The following is a 23,075-nucleotide window of genomic DNA, read 5'->3' on the forward strand; positions in this document are numbered from 1 at the left end:
CCTACGGCAGGCCCGCCACGGCGGTCGCCTCCAGCAACAGCCGCCTGGTGGGTTCGTGCCGCACCGTGCCCCGGTCGGTCACCAGCATCGGCCCCAGAACGGGGTCGGCCGCGGGTGCTCCGCCCCGCAGCAGGCGGCCGAGCAGTGCGAGCACGTTGTGGGCGTACGCGCGCGACGCGGTCGCGGGCACCTGGGCGGCGAGTTCCCCGGCACCGATCACGGTCACCCCGTCGCCGACCAGTGTCATGGTCTCCGGGAGGACCCCCTCGATGTTGCCGCCCTCCGGGCCGACCGCCAGGTCCACCAGCACCGAGCCGGGCCGCATCCGTGCCACCGCCGCCCGGTGCAGCAGTACCGGAGGTATCCGGTCGGGCAGTCCGAGGGTCGTCACCACGACGTCGTGGCATGCGGCGGCCCCAGCGAGCCCCGCCACCCACGCCGGGTGTTCCTGGTCGAGGATCTCCCAGAGCTCCCGGTCGTCCGCCACCGGGTGGAGGCCGGGCAGATCCAGCAGCCCTGTTCCCAGGACGGTGACCGCCCCGCGCTCGCGGTGGCGCAGTTCGACCACGCTGACCTGCGCGCCCAGGCGGCGGGCGGTGTCGATCGCCTGCAGGCCCGCGTGGCCGGCACCGACCACCAGCACCCGGACCGGGTCGAACAGGCCGTCCGCAGCGCCCCAGGGCGGCAGACAGCGGTCCAACCGAGTGGCGGCGAGCAGCACCGCCCGGTAGCCGGCCACCCTGCTCTGGGAGGCCTCGGCGTCCAGCGGGTAGGCGGCGGGCAGGTCGGGTGCCAGGTCGAGTCCGATCGCCGTCACCCCGCGGTCGGCCCACTGCCGGACCAGGTACGGGATCCGGTGCGGGCGCAGCATCGCGGCCAGGACCTGTCCGGGGCGCAGCTCGCGTGCCGGGTCCACGGACGGCGGGTGGAGGCCGAGCAGCACGTCCGCGTGGTTCAGCAGTTCGGCGCGCCCGGCCACGGCGGCGCCCGCGGCGCGGTAGTCGGCGTCGTGGTGGCCGGCCAGGGCGCCGGCGCCGGGTTCGATCAGGACCGTCGCCCCGAGGCGTCCGACAGCCGGTACCAGCTCGGGTACGAGCGCCACCCGGCGCTCTCCCGGCACGGTCTCGCGGAGCGCTCCCACCGTCGTGGTCGTCATCGCTGCCTCCGAAGTCGGCCCGAATGACCAGTATGTCCCGTTTGCCCGCCGACTTCGCCCGGTCGGATACTCGTGCGCGGGGCCACTCACGCGCGGGGCGCCGCACGGCACGGCGGAGGGAGCCGGTCATGACGTCCAGGGGCTGGCAGTTCTGGGTGGACCGGGGCGGAACCTTCACCGATGTCGCCGCGCTGGCCCCCGACGGCCGTCTGCTGACCCACAAGCTGCTCTCGCACGACCCGGCCCGCTACCGCGACCCCGCCGTGGCGGGGATCCGGGCCCTGCTGCCGCCCGGAGCGCGCATCGAGGCGGTCCGGATGGGCACCACGGTGGCCACCAACGCCCTGTTGGAGCGCACCGGCGAGCCGACCGCACTGGTGATCACGCGAGGCTTCGCGGACGCGCTGCGGATCGGCTACCAGGACCGGCCGCAGATCTTCGCCCGCGAGATCGTCCTGCCCGAGCCGCTGTACGCCCGGGTGGTCGAGGTGGACGAGCGGGTCACCGCCGACGGCACGGTGCCGCGCCCGCCCGACCTCGACCGGCTCGCCGAGGACCTGCGCGGCTGCCTGCACGACGGCATCCGGTCCGTCGCCGTGGTCTGCCTGCACAGCTACCTGCACCCCGCGCACGAGCAGGAGATCGGCCGCTTGGCCGCGCAACTCGGCTTCGCCCAGGTGTCGTTGTCCAGTGAGGCCAGCCCGCTGATGAAGCTGGTGCCGCGCGGGGACACCGCCGTGGTGGACGCCTACCTCTCCCCCGGCCTGCGGCGCTACGTCCGGCAGGTGGCCGAAGAACTGGCCGATGTCCGCCTGATGTTCATGCAGTCCAACGGCGGCCTGGCCGAGGCCGGGCACTTCCGGGGCAAGGACGCCATCCTCTCCGGCCCGGCCGGCGGCATCGTCGGCATGGTGCGGATGTCCCGACTGGCGGGCTACGAAAGGGTGATCGGATTCGACATGGGCGGCACGTCGACGGACGTCTCGCACTTCGCGGGCGAGTACGAGCGAGTGGTGACCACCCAGGTCGCCGGGGTGCGACTGCGGGCGCCGATGCTCGCCATCCACACCGTCGCGGCGGGCGGCGGATCGGTGCTGCGCTTCGACGGCGGGCGCCTCCAGGTCGGACCGGACTCGGCCGGGGCCGATCCCGGGCCCGCCTGCTACCGGCGCGGCGGGCCGCTCACCGTCACCGACGCCAACCTGCTGCTCGGCCGGATCCAGGCCGAGCACTTCCCGCGCGTCTTCGGCCCGAACGGCGACCAGCCCCTCGACGTCGAACCGGCCGGACGTCAGTTCTCGGAACTGGCCGAGGACATCGGGGGATTGTCACGGGAGGAGGTCGCCGAGGGCTTCCTGCGGATCGCGGTCGGCAACATCGCCAACGCCATCAAACGGATCTCCGTCCAGCAGGGCCACGACGTCACCCGTTACGCGCTGACCACTTTCGGCGGCGCGGGCGGCCAGCACGCCTGCGCGGTGGCGGAGGCGCTGGGCATCCGCACCGTGCTGGTCCCGCCGATGGCCGGGGTGCTCTCCGCCCTCGGGATCGGTCTGGCCGATACCACCGTCCTGCGTGAGCACGCCGTGGAACGACCCTTGGCCGCCGAGGAGATGACCGCCCTCCGGGCACGCGCCGACGAGCTCGCGGCGACCGCCACCGCCGAGCTGCTCGACCAGGGCACCCCGCCGGATCGGATCCGGCTGACATACCGGGCCCGGCTGCGCTACCAGGGCACCGACACCACCCTCACCATCCAGCTGGGCGAAGTCTCCGCGATGGCCGCCGAGTTCGAGGACCGACACCGGGCCACCTACTCCTTCCTCATGGACCGCCCGATCGTCGTGGAGGCCGTCGCCGTCGAAGGCACCGGCCTCTCCGAGCAGCCCGAACTCGGCGCGCTCTCCCCTGCGCCCACGTCCAAGGCCAAGCCCGTCGCCGTCCGCCTCTACGCCGGCGGGAAGTGGCGCCGCGTCCCACTGTTGGAGCGCGAGTCGATGCGGCCGGGGTCCGTCGTGACCGGCCCGGCCGTGATCGCCGAGGTCAACGCCACTACCGTGGTGGACGACGGCTGGCGGGCGACCGTGACGCCGACCGGGCACCTGCTGGTCGAGCTGGTCGGGGGCCACACCGAGGAAACCCTGCCGACCGCCGCCGACCCCGTCCTGCTGGAGGTCTTCAACAACCTCTTCATGGCCATCGCCCAACAGATGGGCGCCCGACTGGAGTCCACCGCCCAGTCGGTCAACATCAAGGAGCGGCTGGACTTCTCCTGCGCCCTCTTCGACCCGGACGGCAACCTGGTCGCCAACGCCCCGCACATCCCGGTCCACCTCGGTTCGATGGGCACCACCGTCAAGGAGGTGATCCGTCGCCGGGGCCCGCGGCTGCGCCCCGGCGACACCTACGCCGTCAACGATCCGTACCACGGCGGCACCCATCTGCCCGACATCACCGTGGTGACCCCGGTCTTCGACCCGTCCGGCCGCGAACCGCTGTTCTTCGTCGCCTCCCGGGGCCACCATGCCGAGATCGGTGGCATCACCCCGGGCTCGATGCCCGCCACCAGCCGCGAGATCCACGAGGAGGGCGTGCTGTTCGACACCTGGCCGCTGGTGGTGGGAGGACGGCTGCGCGAGGCGGAGACCGTACGGCTGCTCACCGAGGCGCCCCACCCGTCCCGCGACCCGGACACCAACCTCGCCGACCTGCGGGCTCAGATCGCTGCCAACCGCAAGGGTGTGGAGGAGGTGAACGCGATGATCGACCACTTCGGCCTCGACGTCGTCCAGGCCTACATGCGGCACGTCCAGGACAACGCCGAGCAGGCCGTGCGCCGGGCCATCGACGGCCTGACCGACGGCGCCTACCGCTACGAGACCGACTCCGGCGCCGTGATCGCAGTCTCGGTGCGCGTGGACCGCCAGGACCGCAGCGCGACCATCGACTTCACCGGCACCTCGCCCCAGCTCGACAGCAACCTCAACGCACCGTCCGCCGTGGTCACCGCCGCCGTGCTGTACGTCTTCCGCACCTTGGTCGCCGAGGACATCCCGCTCAACGACGGCTGCCTGCGCCCGCTGCGGATCGTCGTGCCGCCCGGCTCGATGCTCGCCCCTGTCTACCCCGCCGCCGTCGCCGCCGGCAACGTCGAAACCTCCCAGGCCATCACGGGTGCCCTCTACGCCGCGCTCGGCGTCCAGGCCGAAGGGTCCGGCACGATGAACAACCTCAGCTTCGGCAACGCGCACCACCAGTACTACGAGACCATCGCCTCCGGCTCCGGCGCCGGCCCGGGCTTCCACGGCGCCGATGTCGTCCAGACCCACATGACCAACTCCCGCCTCACCGACCCCGAAGTCCTGGAGTGGCGCCTGCCCGTCCTCGTCGAGGAGTTCGCCGTCCGCCCCGGTAGCGGCGGAAAGGGCCGCTGGCACGGCGGCAACGGAGCGGTGCGCCGATTGCGCTTCCGCGAACCCATGACGGTCAGCATCCTCTCCTGCCACCGCCGCGTGCCCCCGTACGGGCTGGCAGGCGGCTCCCCGGGTTCTCTCGGGGTCAACCGGATCCTGCATGCCGACGGCAGCACCGAGGTCCTGCCCGGCTGCGGCGTCGCCGACCTGACGGCCGGCGACGCGCTGGAGATCCGCACGCCCGGAGGGGGTGGATACGGCAGCTGACGGCGGCAGTGCCCGGTGGCCCTGCTGCGGGTTCCTTCCCACCTCGCCGCCGTTATACGTTCAACCTCGTCAGTTGGCTCACCCCTGAGGAGTTACGTCATGGCCGATGACATCCGCACCCACCTGCTCGGGGCCATCGGGCTCGCGGCCGGCGCGCGCGAGCACGGCAACCACCCCTTCGGCGCGCTGCTGACCGGGCCGGACGGCAGCGTCCTGCTCACGGCCGAGAACACCGTGCTGACGGACCACGACGTCACCGGCCACGCGGAGATCAATCTGGTGCGACTGGCCTCGCGCACCCTGGCCCCGGCCCAACTCGCCGGAGCCACCCTGTACACCAGCACCGAGCCGTGCGCGATGTGCGCCGGGGCGATCTACTGGAGCGGCATCCGGCGGGTCGTCTACGCCCTCGCCGCCACCGAACTGAACGACCTCGCGGGCGCGGACCCGGACGAGCCGCTGCTCGACCTGCCGTGCCGCCAGGTCTTCGCGGCCGGCGGCGGCACCGTCGAGGTGTCGGGCCCGCACCTGTACGACGAGGCAGCCGCCGTGCACGCGGGGTACTGGGAAATCACCGGCTGAAACCGTACGACGGCCTGTGGTCTGGGCGTTCACGGCGCGGACGGGCAGACGGTGCGGGCATCGCGACTACGCGAAGGTGCCCCGGCGCACCGCGTAGGCGACGGCGCCGACCGCCAGGACGGCGGCACCCGAGAGCACCGAGGACGGCGGCAGGGCGAACGCCAGTACCAGGCAACCCGCCAGGCCGAGTGCGGGAATGAGCAGCGGCGGGCGGCCCTCGGCCCTCGTCAGCGTCCAGGCGGAGGCGTTCGCGATCGCGTAGTAGGCCAGCACTCCGAAGGACGAGAAGCCGATCGCCCCGCGCAGGTCCGCCGTCGCCGCCGCGACGGCCACCACGGCGCCGACCGCCAGTTCGGCCCGGTGCGGCACCTGGAACCGGGGGTGAACGGCCGCCAGCGCGTGCGGCAGGTGGCGGTCGCGGGCCATCGCGAGCGTCGTCCGGGAGACGCCGAGGATCAAGGCCAGCAGCGAGCCGAGCGCAGCCACCGTTGCCCCCACCCGCACCGCCGGAGCCAGCAATCCGGCACCCGCCGCCAGCGCGGCCTCCGACAGGGGCGCGGCGGCGTCAGCCAGTCGCGCGGGCCCGAGCACCGCCAGGGCGGAAACCGCGACCAGCGCGTACACGACGAGCGCGCTGCCGAGGGCGAGAGGGATCGCCCGGGGGATCGTGCGGGCCGGGTCGCGGACCTCCTCCCCGAGGGTTGCGATGCGCGCGTAGCCGGCGAAGGCGAAGAAGAGCAGGCCCGCCGCCTGCAACACCCCGCTGAAGGTCGCGTCCGCGCCGACGTCGAGGCGCGCCGCGTCCGCAGTGCCCGACGTCAGGGCGGCCACCACGACGGCGGCGAGCACGGCCAGCACCACGGCGACGATCGCCCGGGTCAACCAGGCCGACTTCTGAACGCCGGCGTAGTTCACCGCCGTGAGCGCCACGACCGCTGCCACCGCCACGGCGTGCTCCTGCCCCGGCCAGACGTAATCGCCCACCGTCAGCGCCATCGCCGCGCAGGACGCGGTCTTGCCGACGACGAACCCCCACCCGGCCAGATAGCCCCAGAACTCCCCCAGCCGCTCCCGCCCGTACACGTACGTCCCGCCCGACTGCGGGTACCGGGCCGCCAACCGCGCCGAGGAGGTCGCGTTGCAGTACGCCACCACCGCCGCCAGCGCCAGCCCCACCAGCAGCCCCGACCCGGCCGCACCGGCCGCCGGAGCCAGCGCGACGAAGACCCCCGCACCGATCATCGACCCCAACCCGATCACGACCGCGTCGAACACTCCCAACTGACGTTTCAGCTCAGGCTCCACCGGTCGGCTCACCACACACTCCCGTAGCTCTCTCCGAACGCCGGGGCACGCTACACCAGCCGGGCAACGGCAGCCCGTTGGAACGTCAGGTGCTGCGGGTCGCCTGGCTGATCGCCGCGGTCTCCGTGGCGCTGGTGCTGGGGTTCATTCCGGTGGCCGTGTTCGGCGCGCGCCTTTCACTGGTCGACTCCTTCGTCTTCGCGGCCGGGCTGTTGGCCGGCATGGTGCCCGAGGGCCTGTTGCCCGTCATCACCCTGGCGCTCGCGGTCTCCGTACGCTCGCTGACGACGCATGGCGCTCTTCCAGGGCCCGCTCGGCACGGCCGCCCTCCCGCTCAGTGACCTCCTCCTGGCGCCCTACCCGTTGATCGTCCGGGGCACCGACGAACTCCGGCGCTACCTGATCCGACGGCGAGCGCGCCCGGTGCTCCCGGGGACACCTCAGACACCGGCTCCTGGTCCGAAAACGGGTCTTTCGCATGTCCGGGCACCGTCCAGGAAGCGGGCAGCTCTCGTACCGGAGGAGACGGCAAAGCGCCCCGCACGTGGATCCGTGCAGGGCGCCCACTCGTTCGTTGAAGGTCAGGCGGGGCGGATGTGCTCCGCCTGCGGGCCCTTCTGACCCTGCACGACGTCGAAGGTCACCTTCTGACCCTCCTGGAGTTCACGGAAGCCCTGGGCGTCGATGTTCGAGTAGTGGGCGAACACGTCGGCGCCGCCGCCATCCTGCTCGATGAAGCCGAAGCCCTTCTCGGCGTTGAACCACTTCACAGTTCCGGTAGCCATGCGTTTCTCCTTCAAGGGAAACTGATCGGTCCCACAAGTGCGGGCCCGGAGGTGATCGCCCTGGTCCGGAGAGGCGCTGAACAGCAAGAGCGCCCACGGCATGTCACCGCGGGCGAGAACTTCGGAACCACGACTGCTTGATAAGAACGTTACTCCGCAGGGATTCACACGGCCAGGGAAGCCGAGAAGGACTGGACGACGGCCGGCTGGTCGGCATGGTCACCGCCGAGGACCTCACCAGGATCGCCCGCACCCGACTTCCCGCCACCACGCACGGAGCGTGAACCTTCACCTCGTCCCGAACGATGGCAGGCCCTGCGGCCGCCCTCCCGGGACGCCGATATGGGCACCGCCGCCGGGTCGTCCGACACCGGACGACAGTGACCGTCTCAACAGAGGACCCAGCGATCCGGACAAGCCCGACCGTCGCCCGGCGAGGGGCCGGACGGCCCATGCCCGACCTCTCCGTCTCACTCACGCTGGAGACACGGGCTCCGGATGAAAGAGGGTGGTTTCCGTACCGAACCTGGGTGTCGCGACAGTGCGGCAGTACGAGCGCGGGGTGGTGTTCCGGCTGGGCCGGCTGCGCGGCGTCCGTGAGCCCGGAATCCGGGATCCGGGATCCGGGATCGAGCGCCGGGCGCCGCGCCGAGGCCGCCGACGTCGTCGCCGACCATCCGATCGCCCTCCAGCTACGAAACCTGCAGATCCTCGCCGAGATCGCCGCCGGGAAGACCTCCACCATCGTCTTCCCCGCCCAGTTCCTCGAAAGCACGCGGGCCCTGCCCCGCTTCGTCGCCGAGGAAGGCCGACGCCCGGACACCGCCCGGTCCGCAGTACCGAACGCGGCAATCGCCAGCCCGAACGAGATCGGGACACGGCGACCCGACCGGCCGCTCCCCCAGGGCGAGAAACTGGTCGACGCTCTGAAAGGACAGGTCTGGACATGAAGGAGGAGACGGCAACCACACCGATGCACACCGAGACGTGGAGGTCACCGTCCATGACGGCATCGTCACCCTGGTCGGCACGGTCGAACGCAAGAGCCTCGTCCCCACCGTCGAGGGAATGTGCCGCTCGCCGGACGGGGTGGTAGCCGTCCGGACGTCTACTGCGGCCCGATCCAGGCTCGTCCAGCGCCCCGTCGCCGGCAACCCGTCCCGGCCTCCGGTGGTGGCCACGGCTCGACAGTCGTCGACTCAGCCCGCACCACTCACCCGTGCCGGCGCCCGCTCAGGATGCGGATGTTCCATGACAGGCATGAGGCTGGAATAGACGGCTCGTCCACAGGACTGCGGGCTCGTCTGGGCAGATCGGCACATTCGGCGGTATTCAGTGCTGATCCGCCAGAACCGACCCGACGCCTTTCGAGTCCGTAGTCCACGCCACGAAGGAGGAAAGCGTCATGAGCATCGCACGGGACATCATGCACGCCGGAGCGACCTGCGTGCAGGAGAACGAAACGCTGGAGGCGGCGGCACGGCGGATGCGCGAGCTGGACGTCGGCGCCCTGCCGATCTGCGGCCTCGACAACCGGCTCCACGGAATCATCACCGACCGCGACATCGTGGTGAAGTGTCTCGCCGAGGGCAGGGACCCCAGGACCACGACGGCGGGCCGGCTCGCGCAGGGCAAGCCGATCACGGTCGACGCCGATGCCGACGCGGCCGAGGTACTGCGCCTCATGGAGGAGCATCGGATCCGGCGTCTACCGGTCATCGAGGAGCACCGGCTGGTCGGCATGATCAGCGAAGCCGACATCGCGCGGCACCTGACCAGGCAGGAGGTCGGCGACCTCGTCGAGGCGGTCTGCGCCCCAGCCTGACCCCGGGCCATCGCCAAGCGCCGCAAAGTCACACGGGGCAACCTGCGTCGCCTTCCGCCAGTGCGGTCGCCACTCGATGAACTCTCCGCCGCACGAAGGAAAACGATCACGACCGGCATCGAGCTGCCCAGCTTCGACCATGCCGTCCGGGCCGCGAGCACCTGGCTCACCGGCGTCGCGAAAGCCTCCGGCAACGAGAACGACCACCACCGCGCCGACCACAAGGGCGTCCCGTTGTGCGGCGTCGAGTTTCGTACGAATTTGACGAAGCATCGCCATGTCCTTTGGCTCCCCGAACGGGAAGGCACTGAACTCTCCGATGACTGTGCCGAGTCGCTCCGCGGCCACCTCCACGTCGGCATCGGCTACCAGGCCGACCGATACCCCGGCGCCGTTCCGCTCCTCCCGGTCGATCCCCTCCGGCTCACGCTGCTCCCAGTACGCGTGTCGCATGCCGATCCCGACCGCGCCGAAGCTCTGGAGAAGACGCTCGTACGCCGCACTGAACGCCTTCGAAACAGCCTTCGCCGGCCGACTCTCCATCGGCCGCCGGTAGCACCGATCAACCCGAGTTATACGTTGGCTGGACACATCGCGCCCGGGTGGCCCGCCCCGGCGCCCGCTGCGGCGCCGGGGCGGGGCGGACGCGGGGGGCGGGCCGCTCCGCCCTACTTGCGACGGCCGAAGATCCGCTTCGCGGCGTAGATGATGCCGACGATCAGCAGGACGAAGAACAGAATGATCAGGATGATCACGACGATCAGGAACTTGCCGAGCTTGGCGAAGAAGCCCGACTTCTTCTTCTGTTCCTTGGCCGCGAGGTGGGCCGGCTCGGCCTGATCGCTCCGGGCGCCGGCGGAGACGGCCGGGCCCGCCGCGAGGGCGGACGGGCCGGAGGCGGTGGTGGCCAGGCCGGTGGCGGCGGCCGCGACGGGCCGGGGTGCGGCCACCGCCGTCGCGCTCGACGCCGCGGCGCTGAGGCCGACGGCGGCCAGCAGTGCCACCAGGGCGCCGGCTATCGAACGTGCGATCCGGTGAGTCATCGTGCTCCTCGTACGGGTTCTGAGCAGCACAGAAGAGCCTGACCGACCGAATCCGTTGGTCTGACCAGGTGGTTTTCTCATCTGCGCCTAGTATGCTCCACTGAAGTTCTACAGCGGTGTAGAAGTTTACCGACGGGCCTGCCCGGATCGGCTCCGGCCCCGGTCACGCGCGCCCGCCGGTCCGACGGGGGTTTCGTGGCAACTGTGGAGGATGACGACGTGTCGGGTCGCAGGGGTTCCCCCAAAGCCGGAAATTCACCACGCCGGGCGGACGGCCGCCAGCCGGGCCAGGCCGACGGCCGCCGAACCGGCCAATCCGACGGCCACCACACCGGCCGGGCGAAGCCCAAGCCCAAGCGCAGCACCAAGGAGAAGGTGCTCTGGGTGACGGCCGGCTGCACCGCCCTCCTCGTCCTCGGCGGCTGCGCCGTCTACTACCGCCTGAACAGCAACCTCACCACCTTCGACGGCGACGCCCTCAGCAAGGACCGCCCGGCCGCCGCGGCCCCGGACGCCCAGGGCCGCACCCCGGTCAACGTCCTGCTGATCGGCTCCGACAGTCGCGGCAACGGCAACAGCGACCTGGGCGGCGGCGGGGACGGCGGCGCCCGCTCGGACACCGCGATCCTGCTGCACGTCTACGCCGACCACAAGCACGCGATAGGCATATCCATCCCCCGCGACTCCCTGGTCACCATCCCGCCGTGCAAGCTCCCGAACGGCACGTGGACCAAGGCGCAGAACAACGTGATGTTCAACAGCGCCTTCTCGGTGGGCGACACCGACCAGGGCAACCCGGCCTGCACCCAGAACGCCGTCGAGAAGCTGACCAACCTGCGGGTCGACCACACCATCGTGGTGGACTTCAACGGCTTCGCCTCGATGACCAAGGCGGTCGGCGGCGTCGAGGTCTGCCTGCCGAACAACATCTACGAGGGCGATCTCAACCCGAACCTGGGCAAGAAGGGCAAACTGATCTTCCCCAAGGGCAAGCAGAAGGTGGAGGGCCAGTCCGCGCTCGACTTCGTCCGGGTCCGGCACGGCATCGGTGACGGCTCCGACATCGGCCGCACCAAGCGCCAGCAGGCCTTCCTCTCCTCGCTCATCAAGGAGGTCAAGTCCCGCGGCATGGACCCGACCACCCTGCTTCCGCTCGCCGACGCGGCGACCAAGTCGCTCACCGTCGACCCCGACCTCGGCTCGGCGGCCAAACTGCTCTCCTTCGCCACGTCGCTCAAGGACGTCGACCTGCACGACGTCAAGTTCGTGACGGCGCCGTGGCGTTACGAGGGCCCGCGGGTCGCCCTGGTCCATCCCGACGTGGACCAGCTCTGGGCCACGCTCAAGGCCGACCGCACCCTGGACGGCCAGGACGCGAGCGCCACCGCCCCGGCCGCCGCGGGCTCCGCAGCGCCGGGCACCCCTGCCGCCGAGGCCACCCCGTCTCCCACCGCCACCCCCGCACCGGACGCCAAGGCGGGCGACGTCAAGCCCGCCGACGTGAAGGTCGCCGTGCTCAACAGCACCGGCGCGACCGGGCTCGGCGGCAAGGCCGCCGAGGCCGTCAAGGGCGCCGGCTACACCGTGACCACCGTCGGCAACGCGACCGGCAAACCGCGCGCCACCACGGTCGTCGAGTACGGGACGGGCGAGCGCGCCGCCGCCGACGCGGTCGCGAAGCTGTTCCCGGGCGCCACCGTGCAGCCCGGCGGCAAGGGCGTGAGCGTGCTGCTCGGCCATGACTTCGCCGCCGCCAACCCGGCCGGTGCCGCCACCGGCGCGCCGACCGACGGGGTCCCGGCCGCTCCGGCCCCGGTGCCCAGCAGCGTCGCCGACGCCGCCCGCTCGGCCGACGACGACCCGTGCGCCAACGTCTCGTACGGCTGATTCGGACCGGACCCACGACGACGGCGGGGCGCCTCCGGACCTGGTCCGGGGACGCCCCGCCGTCGTGGCGCTCGTGGGCTCAGCGCCTGGTGCCGCAGGACGGGCAGAACGCGGCGCCCTCCGGGATGTCCTTGTGGCACTGCCCGCACTGGGTCGGCTGGGCGAGCCGGAAGCCGCAACCCGGGCAGAACGGCGTGCCGTGGGTCTCCGCCGAGCACTGCGGGCAGACCAGTTGGCGCGGTGTCCGCACGTCGAACTCCGCGCCCGACTGCTGGCCCTGCTGGTAGGAGCGGTCGGACACCATGTCGTTGAGGCCGCGGCGCTGCGCCGCCATCGCCTCCGCCGCGGTGTCCGGGGCGCAGTTGTGGCACAGGCCCTGGCCCGGGTCGAAGCAGCGGCCGCAGACGTAGTGGGTGCAGCGCGCGCAGCGGTTGAAGTGCGTCTGGGCGTTGGTGATCGCCCGCTGGAAGGCGGCGTCGCGCGCGTTGCCCCAGGTGTGGCCGGCCAGGCCGTCGGCGGCGTTGCTGATCGTGTTGGCATTGCCGCCGATGAGGTTCCAGGCGGCGCTGACGCCCTTTCCGATCCAGCCCGCCACCTGACCGGTGGTGAACGCCTCGAAGGACGAGCGCCAGGTGTCGGAGCAGCGGTAGCAGTAGAACTCGAACTGGAAGCCCGCGCCGGTGCCGTGCTGCTCGCACAGGTCGCGGTAGTTGCTGCTGAAGTAGATCTCGGAACTCACGTCGTCCCCGGTCGGTGAAGTGGCATGTCGGCGGTCCCCGGCCCCCCAAGGTGCCGACACGGATGGGGCGGGTCGCGGGGCGCTGCACAGAATCGCACATGCCGTCATATCTTGTGAATCTCTCGTGGACAACGCCGCGTGATCGCCGCCCCAAGGGACGTCCGGACCCACCGACCCGGTTCCGATCGACTCGGTTCAGCCGACCCGTTCCCGGCTGACGCCTCAGAGTCCCGCGACCGGCAGCAGCCGGATCCGCGCCGGGTCGAACCGCTCCCAGCCGGCCGGTCGCCCGCTGCGGCTCACCCGCAGCCGGCACCACCGCTGCCCGGCGGCGTCCTGCCACCAGCCGCTGATCCGCCCGAACGCCCAGGTGCCGTCACCGAGGTCCACCTCGACCGGCTGGTACACCCACTGGACGTCCGGGCCCGCCGGTTCCCCGACGCCCGCAGGACTGCGCCGACTCTCCACCACGGCTCCCGCCTCCCGACCCGGCCCCGGCGCGCGGCCTCCCCGGGTCGGGCGGCCACGCGACCAGGCGTGCAGCTCACCCCGGAAACTCTACAGGCGTGTAGAGCGCGGCGGGAGGAGTTCCACCGAAGCCCGGCCCGCCTCAGCGGCGCCCCCGGAGCGCACTCCAGCGACCGCCCCGGGACGGCCCGGCCCCTCGGGCGCCCAGGCGCCGGCTCCACAGGGCGAACGGCACGACAGCCGCCAGCCCGACCGCGTCCGGCACCGACGGCGTCTCCACCGGGGCGGCCGCGCCCGCCGGCACCTTGTCGAAGGTGTCCGGGACGGGCAGGGTGGACCAGTCCGAGAGCGGCCAGGCCACCACGAAGGCCCGGCCCACCACGTTCCCGACCGGCACGAAGCCGTCGCCGGTCTCGTTGTGGTGCGGACGGGAGTCCCGCGAGTTGTTGCGGTGGTCCCCCATCACCCAGAGCTTGTCCTTGGGGACGGTGACGATGCCGACCGGATCGTTGTCGCAGGGCGTCGAACCGGGGAACAGGTACGGCTCGTCCAGCGCTACGCCGTTCACCTTCACCGGGCCGCCCGCCTTGCACTCGACGGTGTCCCCGCCGACCGCGATCACCCGCTTGATCAGGTCCTTCTCGTCCGCCGAGGGCATCAGGCCGACGGTGCTCAGCGCCTTCTGGACCGAGCTCATCACCGAGTCGTCCGAGTGCGTCGGCGCACCCTCCAGCCAGCCGCCCGGATCGCGGAAGACCACCACCTCCCCGCGCTCGGGCTTCGCGCCGAACCAGGGCGTCAACTTGTCGACCAGCACCCGGTCGCCGATCTCCAGGGTCTGCTGCATCGAACCGGAGGGGATCGAGAAGGCCTGGACGAAGAAGGTCTTGATGCCGAGCGACAGCAGCAGGGCGATCACCAGCAGGATCGGGAGCTCCTGCCAGAACGGACGCTTCTTCCGCCCGGCTTTCGCCCCCGGTTCCGCACCGCCCGAGCCGTCGGCGCCCCCGCCCGGACCGGTCCCGCCACCACCACCGCCGGCCCGGCCACCATCGCCGTCGGCCACCTCGAAGGACCCTGCCTCGCCCGGGACTTCGGGCGCGGCGGCCCTGCCGCGCTCCCCGGTCCCACCGCTCTCGCCGGACTCCGTGCTCTGCTGGACACTCATCTTCTCGGCCCCTCCCGACGGCCTGGCGGGAGTCCGGATCGGAAACCCCCGCTGTCAGGGAACGAACCTACCGAACAGAGGTTCCCGGGCGCGCCCTGACGTGGATCCGCTCACCCTGCGGACCGAACAGGCTGAGGAACTCCACCGGTTGCGATCCGGCGTTGCCGAAGGCGTGCGGGGTGCGGGTGTCGAACTCGGCGGCCTCACCGGTCGTCAGCACCAGATCGTGCGAGCCGAGCACCAGCCGCAGCCGGCCGTTCAGGACGTACAGCCACTCGTAGCCCTCGTGCACCTTCAGGTCCAGCTCGGGCTCGGTGCCCCGCCCGGGCGGCATGATGTGCTTGTAGGCGTGCAGGCCACCGAGGTGCCGGGTGAGCGGGAGGATGGTCTGGCCGTTCCTGGTCACCGGGCGGGCGTGGATCCGGGGGTCGCCGGTGGGCGGCGCCCCGACCAACTCGTCCAGCGGCACCCGGTACTCCCGGGCCAGCGGCAGCAGCAGCTCCAGGGTCGGCTTGCGCTGCCCGGACTCCAGCCGGGACAGGGTGCTGAGCGAGATCCCGGTGGCGGCGGCCAGCTTGGCGAGGGTGGTGCCGCGCTCACGCCGCAGGGCGCGCAGCCGGGGGCCCACCGTGGTGAGGACGTTCTCGAAGTCTTCGTCGGCCATGCCTGCCATGTGCCAGGACGGCAAGGGCGTTTGTCAAACCGGCACACCGGCTGACCGGCAGACCCGCGTACCCACCCGCCGTCCCGGCGATCATGGACAAGCCCGCCCACCAGGGCGGAGTCACCGCCCGCCCGCAGGCCCTTCCGGCACCCCTGCCCGCGCGCGGCGGGGGGGGGGGGGGGGGGGGGGGGGGCGCGCGCCCCCCCCCCCGCGCGGGGGGGGGCCCCCCGCCCCCCCCCCCCCCCCCCCCCCCCCCCGGCGGCCCGCGCCGCCGGCCGGGGGCGGGGGCGGCGCCCCCGCCCCCCCCCCCCCCCCCCCCCCCCCCCCCCCCCGCGGCGGTGCTACCGGTACTCGCGCAGGCGCGGCCGCACGCCCAGCGCGGTGAGGGCGAGCGCCGCCGCCAGCGCCCCCGCCGCCAGGGCCGCCGTGGTGGCGTCGAGGTCGCCGTCGGTCGCGGCGAGCGCCGAGTCCATCGCCGTGGCGTTGACCGCGATGGTGTCTCCGATGGCCGTGCTCAGCTGGTCGAAGTCGTAGTTCGACTGCCCCCGGGACAGGCCGGTGTTGAGCGTCACCGCCTCCTTGAGCCGACCGGCGTCGCGCAGCTCGCGGATCTTCCGGTCGTCCTGCTGGTACTGCTGGAAGGCGGTCAGCACCCGTTCGGCGGCGTCCTGCTCGCCGGGGAAGGTGATGTTGCGCAGCTCGGTGCCGAGGTAGCCGCCGAAGGGGACGGCCGCGTGGTCGGCGCGGTGCCTTGCCGCAGCGGCCGCCAGCTGGGCGTCGTAGCCGGCGAGGGTGGCGCCGTCGAGGTGGGCGATCGCCTGGGTCTTGTCGAGGAAGCTCTGCTCGTAGGCGACCGCGCGGGACGGGTCGGTGAGGTAGCGGCTCTCGTCGGCGTTCATGTCGAAGGCGACGGCGCGGGCGCGGCTGAGCGCGATCACCGAGTCGTAGGCGTTGCTCTTGGCGGTCACCAGGTGGTCGTCGGCGCGGCTCACCAGGTGCAGGCCGATCGCCAGGACGACGCCGGTGAGCAGGGTGACACCGGCCAGCGCCGGGTTGACGACCCGGCGGTAGCGCACTGCCAGCGCGCGCTGGAGCCCGAGCAGGGCGGCGAGCGCGAGCAGACCGACCGCGAGCAGCCACCACCAGCCGCTGCCGAGGGCGTCGCGGTGCTCGGTGTAGACCTGCTCGACGGTGGCCTCGTTGGCGGCCGTGACCTGGTCGGCGGCCGGCAGCAGCTGCTGGCGCAGCAGGTCGGTGGCCTGGCGGTAGGCGTCCAGGGCGGCGGGCGAGGGCTGGCCGGCCGGGGCCTTGGCCTGCTCCTCCAGCAGCTGGGCGCGGGCGACCAGGGCCTCGTAGCTGCCGAGCCGGCCGAGCACCTGCTGCACGGCGCGCTGGCCGGCCGGGTCGGCGGCCGCGGCCTGGGCGGCCTGCTGGAGGTCGTTGTCGGCCTGGGCCCGGCGCTGCTCGTAGGTGTCGAGGGTCTGCTTGCGCAGCGTCGTGTAGTCGGGGTCGGCGCCGACCAGCAGCAGGTTGGCGGCCTGGGCGTCCATGTCGCTGAGCGCGAAGTAGAGGTCGGCGGCGCGGGTGGCCTGCGGGGCGGCCTGGTGACCGATGGTGTCGGTGCCGTCGCGGGCCCCGCCGAGCACGGTGGTGGCGGTCGCGCCGAGGCCGAGCAGGGTGGCCAGGCTGAGCGCGGTGAGGCCGCGGACCAGGCGCGGGGTGGTCCAGTAGGCGCGGCTGCCGACCGCCCGAGCGCCCCGCCCGAGCCGGGCCAGGGCGCCCGGGGGGATGCGGTGGGGGGCGCGCGGCGGCCCGGCCGGGGCCGGGCGCGCTGCTGGGCCCGGTTCCTCCGCCGAGCCCGATTCCGCCGGGGCCGTCTCCCCCGTGGTGGCCGCTCTGCCCGCTGCCGAGGTGGTCATGACCGCACGTCCCTTTCCCCCGTTGCACGGTCTGCTGGGTTTCCTGCTGAAACCGGAGCAGAACCGTTTCTCTCCGCCGGGTGACGCTAGTGCCGCGCCACCTACGGTGAGCCGCCCCCTGACGGCTCCTTGACACCGCCGGGCACCCTTCTTGACGCTTCCTTAGCGTCCGGCCGGGCGCTTCCCCGGCATCCGGCCCCGGCCCCGTCCGCTCCGGTCACCGCCTCCCCCTGCATCGGGCTGCATCGGGGGAGGCGGTCGGGGCCTCAGCCCTGACCGAACCGGCGGCCGTGGTTCGCCTTCTTCTTCCGTCGGGCCCTCTTCTTGCGGGCGCGCTTGGACATCGTCTGCTCCCCTGTCGTCGACGGGTGGTCGGAATACGGTCGGAACGCGGTCGGGGGCCGGAGTTCAGGCGGCCTGGCCGACCAGCTGGTCGGCGAGCTTGACCAGGCGCTTCAGCGAGCGCTCCTCCCGGGCCGCCGGCGCCGCGGGCGCGACCGAACCACCGTCGTAGTAGGCGCCGTTGGTGACCGCGGCCTCCGGCAGGCAGAGCCGGACGACGGCCGCCGCACCCTCCGCCGCCGGCGCGCCGACCCGCCCGTACAGCGGCAGCAGCGCCGTGTCGCACAGGCCCGGGTTGAGGCTGACGGCGGTGAGGCCGGAGCCGGCCGGGGCCATGTCGGCGGTCGCCATCGTGAGCGCGAGCTGCGACTGCGCGTACGCGGCGACCCGCGAGTACTTCTTCACCCGGTGCGGGTCCGACCAGTTCATCGACGCCGTCCGGTGCAGCGAGGACGAGACGTTGACGATCCGGGCGTCGCCGGCCGCCGAGAGCGGTGCGCGCAGCAACTTGGCCAGCAGGTGCGCGGCCAGGAAGTTGACCTGCAGCGAGACCTCGTTGCCGTCGTCGGTCAGCGTGCAGCGCTCGGGCGCCACCGCGGCGGCGTTGTTGACCAGCAGGTCCAGCGCCGGGTAGTGCTTGACGACCGTGCCGGCCAGCATCGCGACCTCCGAGAGGTGGGTGAAGTCGGCGGCGAGCTCGACAAGTTGGTCCCGTCGGGCGCCGGCGTCGACCAGCCGGGCGACAGCCGCCTCGGCCTCGGCGGTGGTCCGGGCGTGCACCAGCACGGTGGCACCCAGCCCGGCGAGCAGCCGGGCGGTCTCCCAGCCGATGCCCGAGGAGGCACCGGTGACGAGGGCAATGCGGGCGGACAGGACGGATTCGGACATGACCGTTCCCAGGGTGCGGGGCACCGCCGGCCCTGCTCGGGTCGGGGTGCGGGCTCAGAAGACCTGACGAGATGCGGAGTTCGCGCGCCCGCCCCACCCCGCGCCGACCGGCGGCGGGGTGGGGCGCGGCACGTGCCGTGCCCTCCGGCGGGGAGGCGCGGTTCAGCGCACGGCGATGACGGCCACGGCGACGCGGACCGGCGGCCGCGGATGCGGCGGGCGGTCGTGATGGCGTACCGGGCGGTTCATGCTCCTCATCCAACCCGCGGGCTCTGGCCGGGGCAAGCGCCACGCCGACGCCCTGACGAATCCCTGACGCCCGGCGAACAACCGTACGGGCGACGGCGGTTGCGGCGGCGGTTGCGGCGGCGGCCGCCGGCGCGCATGAGCGGCGCCGCCGACCACGGCACCGGCACCAACCCCGCCACCGGCAGCGCTACCGGCGCCGCGTCAGAGCCAGTTACGGCGCTTGAAGATCAGGTACAGCCCGGTGCAGACCAACGCCATCAGCCCGATCGCGAACGGGTAGCCGAACGCCCACTTGAGCTCCGGCATGATCTCGAAGTTCATCCCGTAGACGGTGCCGATCAGCGTCGGCGCGAAGAGGATCGCCGCCCAGGAGGAGATCTTCTTGATCTCGTCGTTCTGCACGTGCCCGGCCTCGGCGAGCTGCTTCATCTCCTCGTTCTGCCGCTGCGAGACCAGCGTCGCGTTCACGGTCAGGATGTTCTGCAGCATCTGCCGGAAGCCGTCCACCCGCTCGGCGGCGTAGGTGGCGTGGTCGGCGACGTCACGCAGGTAACGCTGCAGCTCGTCGTCGGTGCCGTACTTGCCGAAGCCCGCCTCCAGGCTCTTCATGATCTCCAGCAGCGGCCGGGTGGCCCGCTGGAGCTCGATCACCTCGCGGGACAGCTCGTAGATGCGCCGGGAGACCTGCGGGTCGCCGCCGAACACCTCGGTCTCGATCTCGTCGATGTCGTGCTGGAGCCCGGCGATCACCGGCGCGTAGCCGTCGACCACGGCGTCCAGCACCGCGTACAGCACCGCCTCCGGGCCGAGCGCGAGCAGCTCCGGGTCCGCCTCCAGGCGGCGGCGCACCGCGGACAGGTCCGGCGCCTGGGAGTGGCGGACGGTCAGCACGAAGTCGGGGCCCACGAAGAGGTGGATCTCGCCGAAGTCGACCTCCTCCGCCTCGTCCAGGTAGCGCGCGCCGCGCAGCACCACGAACAGCGTGTCGCCGTAGCGCTCCAGCTTCGGCCGCTGGTGGGCGACGATGGCGTCCTCGACGGCCAGCTCGTGCAGGTTGAACCGGTCCGCGGCCTCCAGCAGCTGTGCCTCGGCGGGTCGGTACAGGCCGATCCAGGCCATCGCGCCGGGCCGGTCGGGCAGTTCGCGGTAGATGTCGGCGAGGCTGGCCGGTGTGTCGATCCGGCGCCCGTCCTGGTAGACCGCCGCGTCCACGACGGAACGTTCCAGCGCGACCGGTTCGGCGGGCTGGTCGGGCCGCGGATCCATCGAGTGCTCGGGCGCCGGCTGCGTGTCGGCGGGACCGGGGCCTGCGGCGGGGCGGGAGAACGGACGCTTGCTCGCGCGCACGGCGCGCACTCGCCAGTCGGACATGGCGGGGTACCTCCACGGTGGGTGCCCGGCCGCAGCTCGGAAACAGCGGGCCGGAGGCGCCCGGCCGGCCTCCACGCGCACGGCGCGACCGGCGGCACCTCGCCGAGGACGAGGTCAGCGCCGCGCGGGAGCCGTACGGGAGGAGGAACGCCGGGTGCCGCGAGTGGTGCGGGACAACCGGGGGCGGGGCCGACTTCGACCCGGACTACTGCACTCCACGGCTCTCACCTCCTCGTCTCCGCGCGCTCGCGCACCGGAAGAGGTGCCTGCACAACCCCGCCGAGTCTAGTACCCGCTCCCGCGTGACTCCCACCACGCGCCCCGGGGTCCCGCGCGGAGGCATTCGGGCGCGGTCGTGCGCCCGGCGCGCTCGGGCGTCAACGACCTCCCGCGGCGGCCGCATTGGTCCTGTCGATGCGATTACCGGGCGGCAACCGTCCAACTACGCTACGTGTCATGACTTCTTCGGAGACGACCCCCGGGCGGGGCACGGCGGTGGTGATCGGCGGCGGGCTGGCCGGCGCGATGGCGGCCTGGGCGCTGCGCGGCTTCGCCGAGCGCATCGTGGTGGTGGAGCGGGACCGCTACCCGGCGGAGCCCGCGTTCCGGGCGGGGGTGCCGCAGGGCCGGCACGCCCACCTGGTGCTGGAGGCCGGGCACCGGGCACTGGAGGAGATGATGCCCGGCATCAAACAGGAGCTCCTGGACGCCGGCGCGACCCTGGTCGCCGCTTCGGGTGATCTGAAGTGGCTCAGTTCGGCAGGGTGGATGGCACTGTACCCGGCGCAGCTCGCCTTCCTCTCCTGCACCCGGCCGGTGCTGGACAAGGCGGTGCTGGACCGGGTCCGCACCGAGCCGTCGATCGAGTTCCTGGAGGGCACGGACGTGGTCGGCCTGCTCGGGTCGGCACCCGCGGTGACCGGGGTGAAGGTCCGCGAGCGCGGTACCGAACACGGTGAAGTCAGGGAGATACCGGCCGAACTGGTGGTGGACGCGGCCGGCCGCTCGACGGCGGTGCCGGACTGGCTGGCGGAGCTGGGACACCCGCCGGTGCCCGAGGAGCGGGTGGACGCAGGCGTCGCGTACTCCTCCCGGCTGTTCCACCGCCCGGCCGGCGTCGACCTCGGCTGCAAGGCGATCTACCTGCAGACCAAGGCCCCCGACGCGCCCCGGCTGGGCGTGCTGCTGCCGGTCGAGGGGGACCGCTGGATCGTCAGCGTCGCCGGCATGCGCGGCGCCGAACCCGAGCCCGGCGAGGCCGGGTTCGCCAAGCACGTGGCCCAGCTGCGCGACCCGGGCATCCGCGAGGCGCTGCAGGAGGCCGAGCCGGCCGGCGAGGTGCGCGGCTTCGTCCCCGGCCCCGGCGTGCGGCGGCACTACGAACGCGGCGCCCCGGAAGGCCTGGTGGTGGTCGGCGACGCCGCGAGCACCTTCAACCCGGTGTACGGGCAGGGCGTCACCGTCGCCCTGTTCTGCGCCCAGGCGCTGCGGCGCACCGCCCTGCGCCACGGCGGCATCGGCCACGCCACGGCCCGGGACGCCCGGCGCGAGATCACGGCGGTCTCCAAGAACGCGTGGGTGATGTCCTGCACCGAGGACGTCCGCTTCGCCGCCACCACCGGCGGCCCCTCCGGCGCCCTGCTCAAGTTCCAGCACCGCTTCCTCGACAAGGTGCTGGCCGGCGCCGCCCACGACCCGGCGGTCACCGCCGCCTTCCACCAGGTGATGTCCCTGGTCGCCCCACCGACGCTGCTCTTCCGGCCGGCCCTCCTCGGCGCCATCCTGCGGAGCTGACCCCCACCCGGGCTCGGCGCCGGAGCGATGGGTGCCCACCTGCCCCGATACGTGGCGCCGGGTCCGGCGCGCGCCTACCGGCCCAGGTGTGCGGCCACGTACGGCACGGCGACCTGCTCCAGGGCGCCGTGGCCGAACGCCGGGTGGACGTTCACCTCGAAGACCACGCCGCCACTCTCTGCGGCGAGATCGACGCCGGCCAGCGGCAGCTTGAGGGAGGCGGCGGCACGGATCGCCAAGTCCGCTAGACCGTCCGGAAGTTCGGCGTCCGCCAACAGGGTGGAGACGGCGCCCCGGCTCTCGTTGCAGGGGGCGTCCGGGTCCGCCTGCACGTGCTCGACGACCCGGACCACGCGACCGTCGAGCACCACCACCCGGTACTGGTGACGGCGGCCGTCCGGGGTGAAGTTGCGGGCGTCCCGGGCGATCAGCCAGTCCGCCCCCTCCTGCTCGTAGTGCCGCGTAGCGGCGGCGAGTTGGGCGTGGTCGGTGACATGGAAGACGTCGTCGCCGCCCATCCCGACACAGGGCCGGGCCCAGACGTCTCCGCCGAGCCGGTCGAAGGCTTCGGCGGCGGCCCGCGGGCTCGGCCGGGAGAGTGCGACGGTCGGCATGTGCGCGACGCGGTCGCGGGTGAAGCAGGCCACCGTGATGTCCTTCTCGGTGGCCGCCCGCCAGGACTGCGGGTCGGTGCCCAGCGAGCGGGCGCCGCACGCGCGCAGCAACCGCTGGCAGGGCGCGAAGTCGCGGCGCCGGTGCGGCGGGATCTCGTAGACCACGACGGTGTCGGCGGCCACACTGCGCCCCTCCGCCTCCAGGCACAGCCCGCCCGCGCCGTCCGTGCGGATCCGGCCGCCCCCGCCGGTCATGAAGTGCCGGGCATCGAGCAGCACGGGCGCCCGGCCGGTGACCGTCCGGACGGCGGTGACGAGGGTGTCCCGGCTGCCTTCGGTCGAACTGTGATCAGTCAGGAGAACGAGCTCACGTCGACCCATGCGGGCCATGGAAGCGGGTGCCCCCGGCCCCGGCAAGACGGCGCCGCACGCCAACTCCGGGCCCGCTGGCCGAAACCGCACGGGTGGGCGGAGCCGGGCAGGGGGTGCGTCGCGCGGGGTGGGCGGAGCCGCACGGGCGCACGGAGCGGCGCAGGTGTACGAGGCCGCGCAGGTGTGCGGCGGGCGCCGGTAATTCGGATGCGGACGCTCCGCTC

22 protein-coding genes are annotated in these 23,075 nt (G+C 72.8%); 8 read left to right on the forward strand and 14 right to left on the reverse strand.

Going from position 1 to position 23,075, the window contains the following annotated elements:
• Position 1: 1 nt before the first annotated feature.
• Positions 2-1,156 (reverse strand): FAD-binding protein, encoded by a 1,155-nt coding sequence (locus ACIO5E_RS24965; RefSeq protein ID WP_400671655.1) that lies wholly within the window; start codon positions 1,154-1,156, stop codon positions 2-4.
• A 128-nt stretch (positions 1,157-1,284) separates the two neighbouring features.
• Here ACIO5E_RS24965 and ACIO5E_RS24970 point away from each other — a divergent pair, with 128 nt between their 5' ends.
• Together ACIO5E_RS24970 and ACIO5E_RS24975 are read left to right on the forward strand one after the other, a co-directional pair.
• A complete protein-coding gene (locus ACIO5E_RS24970) occupies positions 1,285-4,836 on the forward strand; it encodes a hydantoinase B/oxoprolinase family protein (protein ID WP_400671658.1) in 3,552 nt (1,183 codons plus the stop codon).
• A gap of 99 nt (positions 4,837-4,935) precedes the next feature.
• Positions 4,936-5,418 (forward strand): nucleoside deaminase, encoded by a 483-nt coding sequence (locus tag ACIO5E_RS24975; RefSeq protein WP_280679189.1) that lies wholly within the window; start codon positions 4,936-4,938, stop codon positions 5,416-5,418.
• Positions 5,419-5,484: 66 nt separating this feature from the next.
• Here the strand turns inward: ACIO5E_RS24975 and ACIO5E_RS24980 are convergent, their stop codons facing one another.
• A complete protein-coding gene (locus ACIO5E_RS24980; protein ID WP_400671660.1) occupies positions 5,485-6,723 on the reverse strand; it encodes an APC family permease in 1,239 nt (412 codons plus the stop codon).
• A gap of 77 nt (positions 6,724-6,800) precedes the next feature.
• Between ACIO5E_RS24980 and ACIO5E_RS24985 the strand changes: the two genes are divergently transcribed.
• Complete coding sequence (locus ACIO5E_RS24985) at positions 6,801-7,064, forward strand: hypothetical protein (protein ID WP_400671662.1); 264 nt, start codon at positions 6,801-6,803, stop codon at positions 7,062-7,064.
• A gap of 240 nt (positions 7,065-7,304) precedes the next feature.
• Here ACIO5E_RS24985 and ACIO5E_RS24990 read toward each other — a convergent pair whose 3' ends face one another.
• Positions 7,305-7,508 (reverse strand): cold-shock protein, encoded by a 204-nt coding sequence (locus tag ACIO5E_RS24990; RefSeq protein WP_280679190.1) that lies wholly within the window; start codon positions 7,506-7,508, stop codon positions 7,305-7,307.
• Positions 7,509-8,104: 596 nt separating this feature from the next.
• On the opposite strand from ACIO5E_RS24990, the gene ACIO5E_RS24995 reads away from it, so the two are divergent.
• The 3 genes from ACIO5E_RS24995 to ACIO5E_RS25005 all read left to right on the forward strand — a co-directional run bounded on the left by ACIO5E_RS24995 (position 8,105) and on the right by ACIO5E_RS25005 (position 9,333).
• Positions 8,105-8,458 carry a hypothetical protein gene (locus tag ACIO5E_RS24995; RefSeq protein WP_400671665.1) on the forward strand — a complete coding sequence of 118 codons (354 nt, stop codon included), beginning with the start codon at positions 8,105-8,107 and terminating at the stop codon, positions 8,456-8,458.
• Between the two features lie 37 nt (positions 8,459-8,495).
• The gene (locus ACIO5E_RS25000; RefSeq protein ID WP_400671666.1) at positions 8,496-8,783 is read left to right on the forward strand and encodes a BON domain-containing protein; all 288 of its coding nucleotides are present in this window, start codon (positions 8,496-8,498) and stop codon (positions 8,781-8,783) included.
• 130 nt (positions 8,784-8,913) lie between these two features.
• On the forward strand, positions 8,914-9,333 hold the full coding sequence (locus ACIO5E_RS25005) for a CBS domain-containing protein (protein ID WP_400671669.1): 420 nt from the start codon (positions 8,914-8,916) through the stop codon (positions 9,331-9,333).
• Here ACIO5E_RS25005 and ACIO5E_RS25010 read toward each other — a convergent pair.
• Together ACIO5E_RS25010 and ACIO5E_RS25015 are read right to left on the reverse strand one after the other, a co-directional pair.
• Complete coding sequence (locus ACIO5E_RS25010) at positions 9,217-9,876, reverse strand: hypothetical protein (RefSeq protein ID WP_400671671.1); 660 nt, start codon at positions 9,874-9,876, stop codon at positions 9,217-9,219. The genes ACIO5E_RS25005 and ACIO5E_RS25010 overlap by 117 nt on opposite strands.
• Positions 9,877-10,001: 125 nt before the next feature.
• Positions 10,002-10,376 carry a hypothetical protein gene (locus ACIO5E_RS25015; RefSeq protein WP_400671673.1) on the reverse strand — a complete coding sequence of 125 codons (375 nt, stop codon included), beginning with the start codon at positions 10,374-10,376 and terminating at the stop codon, positions 10,002-10,004.
• Positions 10,377-10,595: 219 nt separating this feature from the next.
• Here ACIO5E_RS25015 and ACIO5E_RS25020 point away from each other — a divergent pair, with 219 nt between their 5' ends.
• The gene (locus ACIO5E_RS25020) at positions 10,596-12,263 is read left to right on the forward strand and encodes an LCP family protein (RefSeq protein WP_400671675.1); all 1,668 of its coding nucleotides are present in this window, start codon (positions 10,596-10,598) and stop codon (positions 12,261-12,263) included.
• 79 nt (positions 12,264-12,342) lie between these two features.
• On the opposite strand, the gene ACIO5E_RS25025 is transcribed toward ACIO5E_RS25020, so the two are convergent.
• The 8 genes from ACIO5E_RS25025 to ACIO5E_RS25060 form a co-directional block, all read right to left on the reverse strand.
• Entirely contained in the window at positions 12,343-13,002 is a 660-nt protein-coding gene (locus ACIO5E_RS25025) for a zinc ribbon domain-containing protein (RefSeq protein ID WP_400671677.1), read from the reverse strand.
• Between the two features lie 222 nt (positions 13,003-13,224).
• A complete protein-coding gene (locus tag ACIO5E_RS25030; protein WP_400671679.1) occupies positions 13,225-13,473 on the reverse strand; it encodes a hypothetical protein in 249 nt (82 codons plus the stop codon).
• Between the two features lie 139 nt (positions 13,474-13,612).
• A complete protein-coding gene (lepB, locus tag ACIO5E_RS25035) occupies positions 13,613-14,638 on the reverse strand; it encodes a signal peptidase I (protein WP_400671681.1) in 1,026 nt (341 codons plus the stop codon).
• A gap of 67 nt (positions 14,639-14,705) precedes the next feature.
• Positions 14,706-15,302, reverse strand: a complete 597-nt coding sequence (locus tag ACIO5E_RS25040) for a helix-turn-helix domain-containing protein (protein ID WP_400671683.1) — start codon at positions 15,300-15,302, stop codon at positions 14,706-14,708.
• Between the two features lie 341 nt (positions 15,303-15,643).
• Complete coding sequence (locus tag ACIO5E_RS25045) at positions 15,644-17,221, reverse strand: hypothetical protein (RefSeq protein WP_400671685.1); 1,578 nt, start codon at positions 17,219-17,221, stop codon at positions 15,644-15,646.
• 266 nt (positions 17,222-17,487) lie between these two features.
• Positions 17,488-17,565 (reverse strand): 50S ribosomal protein bL37, encoded by a 78-nt coding sequence (locus tag ACIO5E_RS25050; RefSeq protein ID WP_400671760.1) that lies wholly within the window; start codon positions 17,563-17,565, stop codon positions 17,488-17,490.
• 64 nt (positions 17,566-17,629) lie between these two features.
• Positions 17,630-18,451 (reverse strand): SDR family NAD(P)-dependent oxidoreductase, encoded by an 822-nt coding sequence (locus ACIO5E_RS25055; RefSeq protein ID WP_400671686.1) that lies wholly within the window; start codon positions 18,449-18,451, stop codon positions 17,630-17,632.
• A 450-nt stretch (positions 18,452-18,901) separates the two neighbouring features.
• Entirely contained in the window at positions 18,902-20,071 is a 1,170-nt protein-coding gene (locus ACIO5E_RS25060; RefSeq protein ID WP_400671688.1) for a magnesium and cobalt transport protein CorA, read from the reverse strand.
• A 456-nt stretch (positions 20,072-20,527) separates the two neighbouring features.
• Between ACIO5E_RS25060 and ACIO5E_RS25065 the strand changes: the two genes are divergently transcribed.
• Positions 20,528-21,865, forward strand: a complete 1,338-nt coding sequence (locus ACIO5E_RS25065) for an FAD-dependent monooxygenase (RefSeq protein WP_400671690.1) — start codon at positions 20,528-20,530, stop codon at positions 21,863-21,865.
• Between the two features lie 74 nt (positions 21,866-21,939).
• Here ACIO5E_RS25065 and ACIO5E_RS25070 read toward each other — a convergent pair whose 3' ends face one another.
• The gene (locus ACIO5E_RS25070) at positions 21,940-22,860 is read right to left on the reverse strand and encodes a RimK family alpha-L-glutamate ligase (RefSeq protein WP_400671693.1); all 921 of its coding nucleotides are present in this window, start codon (positions 22,858-22,860) and stop codon (positions 21,940-21,942) included.
• Between the last annotated feature and the right edge of the window lie 215 nt (positions 22,861-23,075).

The sequence above is a fragment of the Kitasatospora sp. NPDC087314 genome (assembly GCF_044744365.1).
In the GTDB taxonomy this organism is placed as follows: domain Bacteria; phylum Actinomycetota; class Actinomycetes; order Streptomycetales; family Streptomycetaceae; genus Kitasatospora.

Coding starts and splice junctions, on each gene's coding strand:
- ACIO5E_RS25055 (WP_400671686.1), bottom strand. CDS start 18,451: ATGTCCGAATCCGTCCTGTCCGCCCGCATTGCCCTCGTCACCGGTGCC.
- ACIO5E_RS25060 (WP_400671688.1), bottom strand. CDS start 20,071: ATGTCCGACTGGCGAGTGCGCGCCGTGCGCGCGAGCAAGCGTCCGTTC.
- ACIO5E_RS25050 (WP_400671760.1), bottom strand. CDS start 17,565: ATGTCCAAGCGCGCCCGCAAGAAGAGGGCCCGACGGAAGAAGAAGGCG.
- ACIO5E_RS24970 (WP_400671658.1), top strand. CDS start 1,285: ATGACGTCCAGGGGCTGGCAGTTCTGGGTGGACCGGGGCGGAACCTTC.
- ACIO5E_RS24990 (WP_280679190.1), bottom strand. CDS start 7,508: ATGGCTACCGGAACTGTGAAGTGGTTCAACGCCGAGAAGGGCTTCGGC.
- ACIO5E_RS25015 (WP_400671673.1), bottom strand. CDS start 10,376: ATGACTCACCGGATCGCACGTTCGATAGCCGGCGCCCTGGTGGCACTG.
- ACIO5E_RS25045 (WP_400671685.1), bottom strand. CDS start 17,221: ATGACCACCTCGGCAGCGGGCAGAGCGGCCACCACGGGGGAGACGGCC.
- ACIO5E_RS25070 (WP_400671693.1), bottom strand. CDS start 22,860: ATGGGTCGACGTGAGCTCGTTCTCCTGACTGATCACAGTTCGACCGAA.
- ACIO5E_RS25010 (WP_400671671.1), bottom strand. CDS start 9,876: ATGGAGAGTCGGCCGGCGAAGGCTGTTTCGAAGGCGTTCAGTGCGGCG.
- ACIO5E_RS24965 (WP_400671655.1), bottom strand. CDS start 1,156: ATGACGACCACGACGGTGGGAGCGCTCCGCGAGACCGTGCCGGGAGAG.
- ACIO5E_RS24975 (WP_280679189.1), top strand. CDS start 4,936: ATGGCCGATGACATCCGCACCCACCTGCTCGGGGCCATCGGGCTCGCG.
- ACIO5E_RS25065 (WP_400671690.1), top strand. CDS start 20,528: ATGACTTCTTCGGAGACGACCCCCGGGCGGGGCACGGCGGTGGTGATC.
- lepB (WP_400671681.1), bottom strand. CDS start 14,638: ATGAGTGTCCAGCAGAGCACGGAGTCCGGCGAGAGCGGTGGGACCGGG.
- ACIO5E_RS25040 (WP_400671683.1), bottom strand. CDS start 15,302: ATGGCCGACGAAGACTTCGAGAACGTCCTCACCACGGTGGGCCCCCGG.
- ACIO5E_RS25005 (WP_400671669.1), top strand. CDS start 8,914: ATGAGCATCGCACGGGACATCATGCACGCCGGAGCGACCTGCGTGCAG.